The organism is Stenotrophomonas sp., assembly GCF_032099025.1.
GTDB lineage: Bacteria > Pseudomonadota > Gammaproteobacteria > Xanthomonadales > Xanthomonadaceae > Stenotrophomonas.
Genome location: NZ_DAMCID010000020.1, coordinates 1 through 10104, shown reverse-complemented (window position 1 = coordinate 10104; position 10104 = coordinate 1). Strand labels below are relative to the sequence as shown.

7 protein-coding genes are annotated in these 10104 nt (G+C 69.1%); 6 read left to right on the top strand and 1 reads right to left on the bottom strand.

What is annotated here, in order from left to right:
* Positions 1-235: 235 nt before the first annotated feature.
* The 6 genes from RT456_RS14130 (at position 236) to RT456_RS14105 (ending at position 8649) form a co-directional block, all read left to right on the top strand.
* Entirely contained in the window at positions 236-2017 is a 1782-nt protein-coding gene (locus tag RT456_RS14130) for a DUF885 family protein (RefSeq protein ID WP_313347675.1), read from the top strand.
* 158 nt (positions 2018-2175) lie between these two features.
* Entirely contained in the window at positions 2176-2622 is a 447-nt protein-coding gene (locus tag RT456_RS14125) for a hypothetical protein (protein ID WP_313347674.1), read from the top strand.
* Positions 2623-2704: 82 nt separating this feature from the next.
* Positions 2705-3079: a hypothetical protein gene (locus tag RT456_RS14120; protein WP_313347673.1), complete on the top strand. Its 375-nt coding sequence runs from the start codon at positions 2705-2707 to the stop codon at positions 3077-3079.
* Between the two features lie 55 nt (positions 3080-3134).
* Positions 3135-4469 carry a TolC family protein gene (locus RT456_RS14115; protein ID WP_313347672.1) on the top strand — a complete coding sequence of 445 codons (1335 nt, stop codon included), beginning with the start codon at positions 3135-3137 and terminating at the stop codon, positions 4467-4469.
* Positions 4466-5452, top strand: coding sequence for an efflux RND transporter periplasmic adaptor subunit (locus RT456_RS14110; protein WP_313347671.1), 987 nt, complete (start codon positions 4466-4468; stop codon positions 5450-5452). Before RT456_RS14115 ends, RT456_RS14110 begins: the two co-directional genes overlap by 4 nt.
* Positions 5453-5487: 35 nt before the next feature.
* Entirely contained in the window at positions 5488-8649 is a 3162-nt protein-coding gene (locus tag RT456_RS14105) for a CusA/CzcA family heavy metal efflux RND transporter (protein ID WP_313347670.1), read from the top strand.
* A 3-nt stretch (positions 8650-8652) separates the two neighbouring features.
* On the opposite strand, the gene RT456_RS14100 is transcribed toward RT456_RS14105, so the two are convergent.
* Positions 8653-10104 (bottom strand): glycosyltransferase (locus tag RT456_RS14100; RefSeq protein WP_313347669.1); only part of this gene is annotated, 1452 nt, incomplete at its 5' end.

Sequence of the window (10104 nt, the reverse complement as noted above, 5' to 3'; positions counted from 1 at the left end):
CGCGCCTTCGGCGCTTGGGTCTCGACCGTTGGTCGATCCCCGGTCCTGCCCGCTGCGCGGGCAGCGAACGGCAGCCGACTAACAGTCGGCTCTACCACGCGCCTTCGGCGCTTGGGTCTCGACCGTTGGCCGATCCCCGGTCCTGCCCGCTGCGCGGGCAGGACCTTTGATCCATGCAGCCACCGGGGTGGCGGTGCCATGATCGGGGTTTGCCGTCCATCGGGAACCGCTGATCGTGAAATCACCGCTCGTCACCGCATTGCTGCTCGCCTTGGCCCTTCCCGCAGGTGCCGCATTCGCCGCCCCTCCGGCCGCGCCCGCCGCTGCGCCCGTCAGCCTGGCCAACGAAAGTGCCGCCGATGCACAGTTCCGCGCCATCTACGAGAAGGAATGGAAATGGCGCCAGGAGGGCGGTGGTGAGGCCAGCGAAGACGGTGACGGCCCCGCCAATGCCACCCGCATGCCCGACATCGGCGCGGCCGCCCAGCAGGCCCGGCTGAAGGTGTGGGACGACGTGTTGGCCCAGCTGGGCCGGATCGACCCGAAGACCCTGTCGGCCGACAACCAGATCAACTACGCCATCTACCGCGACCAGGTCTTCAACCTGGCCGCCGACGTCCGCCTGCGCGGCTATGAAATGCCGTTCAACGCCGATTCCTCGTTCTGGTCGAACCTGTCGTTCATGGCCCGCCGCGACATGAAGACCGCGCAGGACTACCGCAACTACATCGCGCGCCTCAACGATGTACCGCGCTACTTCGACCAGCAGACCGACAACATGCGGGCCGGCCTCAAGCGCGGCTTCAGCGTGCCGCGTGCGGTGCTGGATGGCCGCGAAGTCTCCATCGCCACGGTATCCGAGCTCAAGGACCCGACCGCATCGCCGCTGTATGCCCCCTTCAGGAAGCTGCCGGCCAGCATTCCGGCCGCCGACCAGGCCGAACTGCAGGCGCAGGCCCGCCAGGCCATCAGCGGCAGCGTGGTCCCTGCGTTTGCCAAGCTGCGCACCTTCTTCGTCAGCGAATACGTGCCGCAGGCGCGCACCACCCTGGCCGCCGAAGCCCTGCCCGATGGCAAGGTTTACTACAAGCAGCAGATCCACGAATACACCACGCTGGACCTCACCCCGCAGCAGATCCACGAGATCGGCCTGAAGGAAGTGGCGCGCATCCAGAAGGAAATGAACGGCATCATCGAGCAGGTGCAGTTCAAGGGCAGCTTCGCCGACTTCCTGGTGTTCCTGCGCACCGACCCGCAGTTCTACGCCAAGACCCCCGACGAGCTGCTGTATCGCGCGGCGTGGATCTCCAAGCGCGTGGATGGCGTGATCGGCAAGTACATGACCCTGCCGCGCGCACGCTTCACCATCGTGCCGGTACCGCCGGACATCGCACCGTTCTGGACCGCCGGTCGCGGCGGCATGGGCACCTACTGGCTCAACACCTACAACCTGCCGGCGCGCCCGCTCTACAACCTGCCCGCGCTGACCCTGCACGAGTCCGACCCCGGGCATGCACTGCAGGGTGCACTGGCCGCCGAGCAGGGCGAGCAGCCGGAGTTCCGCCGCACGGCGTACATCTCCGCCTATGGCGAGGGCTGGGGGCTGTACTGCGAAAAGCTGGGCGTGGAGATGGGCATCTACGAAACCCCGTACGAGGATTTCGGACGCCTGACCTACGAAATGTGGCGTGCCGCGCGCCTGGTGATCGACACCGGCGTGCACCACAAGGGCTGGACCCGCGAACAGGCCATTGCCTACCTGCGCGACCACACCGCGCTCAGCGAGCACGAGGTGACCACCGAGGTCGACCGCTACATCTCCTGGCCGGGCCAGGCGCTCAGCTACAAACTGGGTGAGATCGCGATCGTACGGCTGCGCGCCGAGGCCGAGCAGGCGCTGGGCGACCGCTTCGACGTCAAGGCCTTCCACGACGCCGTGCTCAAGCAGGGCTCGGTGCCGCTGCCCGTGCTGGACGCGCAGATCCGCGCCTACATCGCCGCGCATCGCGCGCCCTGATGTCGGCAATGGCCGTTGCCGATGTGTGCCTCGGCACCCTTCGGCAACGCGCCTCCCATGCGTGTGCTGATATGTGAATCGCATCGCAGCGGCGCAGTGCTGCGCAGGCAGACTGCGGTGGGCGCCGACCGGGTGCCGTTCTCCAGTGATGCCTGATCATGCCGAACCCGATGAAGCTCCAGGGCGCCACGCCCTCCATGCCCGCACCCGTTGCCGGGCTCGCAACGGCCCGCGAGCAGGGTGAACCGACCCTGCTGTCGGTGGACAACCACCCGTTCGACGCCAATGCGGGCCCAGCGAAGCCCTGCAGTCCCGCCGTTCTGGCGGTGTGCGGCAGCGCATTGAACAAGCCGGGCAAATTCAGTGTCGTGGAAGGCAGTCCTGGGCAGCACTACCTGGTTCACCGCTCCAGTGATCTCACCCTGGTGGCCCAGCGGATCGTGCCCGCCGACGGCGGCGGCGTGCGGGTCGAACTGCTGCGAGCTCCGCGTGACACCTGCTGGATGCTCATGGGCCAGCGTTTCCGCGATATCGACGAGGTGCGCCAGCTGGCACGTGGTTTCATGACCGAGATCCCCATGACCGCGGCACGTCCCTCCCCATGAAGCCGCTTGCCGGTCACTGCGATTGTGTAACGCGCAGGAGCGCCGCTACCCTGCTGTGATGATGTCCCGCCTGCGCCGTCGCTTGTCCATGCCGCTCCGCCTGCTGATGCTGGTGGTGGTGCTGTTCGGCACCGCCGGCGGCGCGTTGGCGGCGGCGCTGGGCGACCTGCACGCGCTGTCGCACGGTGACACCGGTCTGGCGCATGCGGCCGCGCACGCCGACGCGTCCGTTCCCCTCGAGGCCGATACCGGTCAAGAGGAAGACGACCAGGGCACGCGTCTGCTGCACGCCCTGGTCCACTGCGGTCACTGCCACGGTCATGGTGGCGTGCTGCCGCTGGCGGCCTCGGCCTGGACCCTGCCCGGTGCCCCGGCCCACATCGTGCCCACCGGCATGACCGCCCAGCTGCTCGCGCAACCTCCCGAGAGCCTGCTGCGCCCCCCGATAGCGGTCTGATGCCGCGCGGCCGTGTGCCGCGACCGACACTCTGAACCGCTTTCTGGAGATTCCCATGTGGATGCGTCTGGCAGCCTTGGCTGCCGTAGCGTTCGTGCCGTGCGCGCATGCGCAGGGCACCGCGCCTGTTTCACCCTTGCCCCTTGCTGCGTCGCCGGCCCTGCCGACGCCGCGTTCCGCGCTGACCCTGGACGAGGCGCTCGCGCGGGTCGCGCGGTTCCACCCGGACCTGCGCCTGGCCGATGCCCAGCGCCCGATCTGGGAAGCGCGGCGTGACGCGGCCGCGCTTCGCCCGCCGCTGACCCTGGGCGTGGAGCTGGAGAATGCCCTCGGCAGCGGCAGCAGCCGCGGCTTCGATGCGGCCGAGCTGACCGTCACCCTGGCCGGCGTCCTCGAACGCGGCGGCAAGCTGGATGCGCGGCGGGTACTCGCCCAGGCCAACCTGGATGCGCTTGCCCCGCAGCGCGAGACCGCACGGCTGGACCTCATGGCCGAGGTGGCGCGGCGCTACCTCGGCGTCACCGAGGCGCGTGCGCAGCTGGCCATCGCAGAGACCGACATCGAGCAGCGCCGCCGCGCCGTTGCCGCCGCCCGCCTGCGCCTGCAGGCCGGTGCATCGCCCGAATCGGTGCTGATGACCGCCCAGGCCATGCTGGCGCAGGCCGAAGTGGACCGCGACCGCGCCCTGCAGATGGACCGCTCCGCCCGGGTGGCGCTGGCGGCCTTGTGGCGCGAGCGCGAACCGGGGTTCGACGTGGTCAGTGGTGACCCGATGCGCCTGCCTGGGCTGCAGGACTTCGACGGACTGGCCGACACCCTGCAGCGCACGCCCGAGCTGGCCGTGCTGGCCGGCGAGCGCCGCGTACGCGAGGCACAGCTGCAGCTGGCGCGCACCCAGGCACGTCCCGACCTCAGCTGGCAGGCCGGCGTGCGCAACAGCCGCGACACCGGCAATACCTCGCTGGTGGCCGGCTTCAGCCTGCCGCTGGGCAGTGTGTCGCGTGCCGCGCCGGACATCCGCGCGGCCGAAGCCGAGCTGGCGCTCAACGGCGTGGAACGCGAGGCACGCGCGCTGCAGCTGTACGCCACCCTGGCCGAGGCACATGGTCGCTACCTCACCTCGCGGCTGGAGGTGACGCGCATGGCGCGTGACGTGCTGCCGAAGCTCCAGCGGGCCGAGAATGCCGCCGGAACGGCATGGCGCAGCGGTGCCATCAGCTACATGGAGTGGGCGCAGCTGCAGGCCATGCGCATCGAGGCACGTCAGCGCCAGCTGGCGGCGGCGATTGCCGCCCAGACCGCACTGATTGAAATCCAGCGGTTGACCGGCCAGAGCATGCTTGCCGCCGCCAGCCCATCCGACCCCGTGTCCACGGAGGACCGCCAATGACCGCTTCCCCGACCCGTACCGTGCTGGCCGCCGGGCTGCTGATGGCGCTGATCGCCCTGACTGGTTGTGGCGGCGGCGAGTCGCCTGCCACGCCACCCGATGCCAAGGCCGACGCCGGCCAAGCCGAGGCAGGCCATGACGACGCGCACGACGAGCACGAGGCGCCGGAGCGCACCACCATCGCCGCGGCCATGGCCGAGCAGGCCGGCATCCGCGTCGCGCCGGTCGTCACCGGCACCATCGCCGACGAGCACGACGTGCAGGGCCTGCTGACCCCGGTCGACGGCCGCGTCGCGCAGGTGATGGCGCGCTTCCCCGGCCCCATCCGCTCGCTACGCGCCAATGTCGGCGACCGCGTACGCGCCGGCCAGGTGCTGGCCAGCATCGAAAGCAATCTCAGCCTGACCACCTACACCGTCAGCGCGCCGATCAGTGGCGTGGTGCTGGCGCGCCAGGCCCAGGTGGGCGGCGTGGCCGGCGAGGGCAGCCCGCTGTTCGAGATCGGTGACCTGTCCACGCTGTGGGTGGACCTGCATATCTTCGGCAACGACACCCAGCACATCACCGCGGGCGTACCGGTCACGGTGTCGCGCATGACCGACGGCGTCAGCCAGGCCACCACGCTCGAACGCGTGCTGCCGGGCACCGCCACCGCCAGCCAGAGCACGGTCGCCCGCGCCACGCTGCGCAACGACGACGGCCAATGGCGCCCGGGTGCCGCGGTCAAGGCCCGCATCGTGGTCGCCACCACGCAGGCCGCGCAGGTGGTGCCACTGAGCGCGCTGCAGACGATGGACGGCAAGGACGTGGTGTTCGTGCGCGAAGGTGACACCTACACCGCCCGGCCGGTCACGCTCGGCGCACGCGATGCGAACACCGTCGAAGTACGTGGCGGCCTGGCGCTGGGCGAGAACGTGGTGGTCGCGCAGAGCTACGTGGTCAAGGCCGACATCGGCAAGGCGGGGGCAGCGCATGAACATTGACGCCCTGCCAGGCCCGGCACGCAGAGGGCGCCCACATGCTTGAGCGCATCATCCGCGCCGCCATCGCCCATCGCTGGTTGATGATGGTACTGACGCTCGTTCTGATCGCCGTCGGCAGCTGGAGCTTCACCCGCCTGCCGATCGACGCCACGCCGGACATCACCAACGTCCAGGTCCAGATCAACACCGCCGCACCCGGCTATTCGCCGTTGGAGACCGAACAGCGCATCACCTATGCGGTGGAAACCGCCATGGCGGGGTTGCCGGCCATGGAGCAGGCGCGCTCGCTGTCGCGCTACGGGCTCTCACAGGTCACCGTGGTGTTCAAGGACGGCACCGACATCTACTTCGCCCGGCAGCAGGTCGCCGAGCGCCTGCAACAGGTCAAGTCGCAGCTCCCGGAGGGACTGGACCCGCAGCTGGGGCCGATCTCCACCGGCCTCGGCGAGATCTTCATGTACACCATCGACGCCGATCCCAAGGCGCGCAAGGCCGATGGCACGCCGTACACCGCCACGGATCTGCGCACCCTGCAGGACTGGGTGATCCGCCCACAGCTGCGCAACGTGCCCGGCGTGACCGAGGTCAACACCATCGGTGGCTTCCAGCGCCAGGTGCACATCACGCCGGACCCGGCGCGGCTGCGCGCGCTGGGCTTCACCCTGGAAGACGTGGCGCAGGCGGTGGAGACCAACAACCAGAATGTCGGCGCGGGCTACATCGAGCGCAACGGCCAGCAGTTCCTGGTCCGCATCCCCGGCCAGGTCGCCACGCTGGAGGAGATCGGCAACATCGTGCTGGCGCGGCGCGAAGGCGTGCCGATCCACGTGCACGATGTCGCCCAGGTCCAGGATGGGCCGGAGCTGCGCAGTGGCGCCGCCACCCAGAACGGCCATGAAGTGGTGATGGGCACGGTGGTGATGCTGATCGGCGCCAACAGCCGCGACGTGGCCCAGGCTGCGGCGGCACGCCTGCAGCAGGCACAGGCCAGCCTGCCCGAGGGTGTCACCGTCACCGCCAGCTACGATCGCACCGCGCTGGTGGATCGCACCATCGCGACCGTCGCCAGGAATCTGGTGGAAGGTGCGTTGCTGGTGATCGTGGTGCTGTTCGCGCTGCTCGGCAATTTCCGCGCGGCGCTGATCACCGCAGCGGTAATCCCGCTGGCGATGCTGTTCACCCTCACCGGCATGGCCCGTGGCGGTGTCTCGGCCAACCTGATGAGCCTGGGCGCGCTGGACTTCGGCCTGATCGTCGATGGTGCCGTGATCATCATCGAGAACTGCCTGCGTCGCTTCGGCGAACGCCAGCACGCGCTGGGCCGTGACATGACCCGCGAAGAGCGCTTCGCCGAGACCGCCAGCGCCACCGCTGAAGTGATCCGTCCCAGCCTGTTCGGGCTGGGCATCATCACGGCGGTGTACCTGCCGATCTTCGCGCTCACCGGGGTGGAAGGCAAGATGTTCCACCCGATGGCGATCACCGTGGTGCTGGCCCTGAGCGGTGCGATGGTACTGGCGCTCACCTTCGTGCCCGCCGCGATCGCGTTGTTCCTCGGCGGCCGCGTGCAGGAGAAGGAGAACCGCCTGATGGCCTGGGTGCGCAGGCGCTACGCACCGATGCTGGCGTTTGCCCTGCGCCGTGGTCGATGGATGGCGGCCGGGGCAGGGGTGCTGGTGATCGTCTGCGGCCTGCTGGCCACGCGGCTGGGCAGCGAGTTCGTGCCCAACCTGGACGAAGGCGATGTCGCCATGCATGCCATGCGCATCCCCGGCACCAGCCTGACCCAGTCGATCGAGATGCAGAAGCAGATCGAGAACCGCCTGGTGCAGTTCGCCGAGGTGGACACGGTGTTCTCCAAGATCGGCACACCGGAAGTCGCCTCAGACCCGATGCCGCCGTCGGTGGCCGATACCTTCATCATGATGAAGCCACGCAAGGCCTGGCCGGACCCGCGCAAGTCGCGTGCGGCGCTGCTGGGCGAACTGGAGGCGGCGGTCGAGCAGCTGCCCGGCAACAACTACGAGTTCACCCAGCCGATCCAGATGCGCACCAACGAGCTCATCTCCGGTGTGCGCGCCGACGTGGCGGTGATGCTGTTCGGGGATGATCTGGACACGCTGCTCTCGGTGGGCAGGCGCATTGCAACCGTAGCCGGTGGCGTGCCCGGTGCCGCCGACGTGCGGGTGGAGGAAACCAGCGGGTTGCCGCTGCTCACGATCACCCCCAACCGCACCGCGCTGGCCGGCTACGGACTCAATCCCGGACAGGTGCAGTCCACCCTTGCCACCGCCGTGGGCGGGCAGGTGGCAGGGCAGCTGTTCGAAGGCGACCGCCGCTTCGACATCGTGGTGCGCCTGCCCGACGCGCTGCGCCAGGACCCGGCCGCCCTGGCCGACCTGCCGGTGTCGCTGGAATCCGCACTGGCCGGCGATGCCGACGAGTCCAGTCGTGCGGGCAGCGGAACCAGTGGCAGTGCGCGCACCGTGCCGTTGCGTGAGCTGGCCACGTTGAGCAACAGCGAAGGGCCGAACCAGATCAACCGTGAGAACGGCAAGCGCCGCATCGTGGTGACCGCGAACGTGCGCGACCGTGACCTGGGCGGCTTCGTGCGGGATCTGCAGCAGGCCATCGGCCGCGACGTGCAGGTGCCCAACGGCTACTGGATCGAATACGGCGGCAGCTTCGAGCAGCTGATCTCGGCCAGTCAGCGTCTGTCGATCGTGGTGCCGGTCACCCTGGCCATCATCTTCGCGCTGCTGTTCTGGGCCTTCGGTTCGGCGAAGGACGCCGCGATCGTGTTCAGCGGCGTGCCGCTGGCGCTGACCGGCGGCGTGCTGGCCCTGGCGGCGCGTGGCATTCCGTTGTCGATCTCGGCGGGTGTCGGCTTCATCGCGCTGTCCGGCGTGGCCGTGCTCAACGGGCTGGTGATGATCAGCTTCGTACGCAGCCTGCGCGCGGATGGCATGCCGCTGGCCGATGCGGTGCGCGAAGGGGCGCTGGGCCGGCTGCGCCCGGTGCTGATGACCGCGCTGGTCGCCTCGCTGGGCTTCGTGCCGATGGCCTTCAACGTCGGCGCCGGCTCGGAAGTCCAGCGCCCGCTGGCCACCGTGGTCATCGGCGGCATCGTCTCGTCCACGCTGCTGACCCTGCTGGTACTGCCGGTGCTGTACCGGTGGTTGCATCGCAAGCAGTGAAGTCTACCCGGGCAACGCCCTGCTGTTGGTAGGGCGTTGCCACTGTTCGATAATCCCAACGGCCTTTCCAACGCCGTCTTCCGTTGCCATTGCCCGGCCCAATGCTGCGGCACGCGCCCGCGTATCTGCGTCCTCGGCTACTGCAATCGCACGGCCCAGCGTCTGCGCATCAATATGATTGGCTGAAAGCGGCTCGGCAGCCACACCCATTTCCTGCAACCGCGCCGCCCAGAAGAACTGATCGGCCGCGAACGGCATCACCAACGACGGCACGCCCGCGCGACACGCCGAATGGGTCGTGCCGCTGCCGCCGTGGTGGATCACCAGCGAGCACCGTGGAAACAGCGCCTCGTGCGGGGTAGGACCTACAACAAACACGTCTGCGGGCAGCGGTCCGTCGGGAAGGCCCGCCCAGCCAGGGAACAGCAGCACCCGGCGCGGTGCCAGCGCTCGCAGCAGTGCCGGCAGCACGGTGTTGCGATCAAACCCGGTCATGCTGCCAAAGCCCACATACACCGGCGGTGGTCCAGCATCGACAAAGGCCTGCAGTTCTGGTGTTGGCTGCCAGGCCGCATCCGGTGCGCGCCACTGGCCGCACACGTGATGATTCACCGGCCAGTCCGCAGGCGGCGGCACCAGGCTCGGCGAGATGCCATACAACATCGGAAGATCGCGCCACAGTGAACGACGCGCCGGCATGCCGAGCGCCCGTCGGGCGTCGTTGATCGGCGCACGGAACGTGCGCCACACCGCGTGATTGACCAGCGCGTAGCTGAGCCGGTTGAGCATGCCGGGCAGGCGCAGGCGTGGGAGGAAGGGAGAGGCGAACGCGCGGGTAGGGGTGAGCGGAATCATGCCGGTGCCGATCGCAGGCACGCCGTGGTGCTCGGCCACCGTCATGCCCACAAACGCGGCCAGCCCGCCGGTCAGCACCGCATCGCAGCCTGCGGCGGCCGCATCGGCCTGCCGCATCCACGCCGGCACATGCCGTTGCGCCATGCGCGCCAGTCCCCGCGAGGCGGCCGCCATGTTGTTGCCACGCGACACCAGCGCCACCACTTCGTCATGGATGGTGCCCTCGAGCGCTGCATGCGGAACGCCCAGCGCCTGCGCGCTACCCAGCGTGCCACCCTCGGCCAGCAGCATCACTTCATGGCCTGCCCCCTGCAGCCCGTGGCACAGCATCACCAGCGGCCGGGTGTCGCCTTCTGTTCCATAGGTCACAGCGAGAAGTCGCATGGACGCATCCGATGATCGAACATTGAAGTATCCGCATGCGGTGTGCAGAACGGGGTGATCCCGCCGCCGCCGCGCCCTTGCCTGCGAATATCCCTTAACAGCGGCTGCCGGTGGGTCGAGCGCGGGGCCGTCATGCCCTTGCCTGCGAAGGTCCCTCAACAGCGGCTGCCGGTGGAGCGAGCGCGGGGCCGCCATACCCTTGCCTGCGAATGTCCC

What these genes read in the sequence shown, in the direction of transcription:
- RT456_RS14110 (WP_313347671.1), top strand. Translation starts at nt 4,466, where the DNA reads ATGACCGCTTCCCCGACCCGTACCGTGCTGGCCGCCGGGCTGCTGATG.
- RT456_RS14125 (WP_313347674.1), top strand. Translation starts at nt 2,176, where the DNA reads ATGCCGAACCCGATGAAGCTCCAGGGCGCCACGCCCTCCATGCCCGCA.
- RT456_RS14105 (WP_313347670.1), top strand. Translation starts at nt 5,488, where the DNA reads ATGCTTGAGCGCATCATCCGCGCCGCCATCGCCCATCGCTGGTTGATG.
- RT456_RS14115 (WP_313347672.1), top strand. Translation starts at nt 3,135, where the DNA reads ATGTGGATGCGTCTGGCAGCCTTGGCTGCCGTAGCGTTCGTGCCGTGC.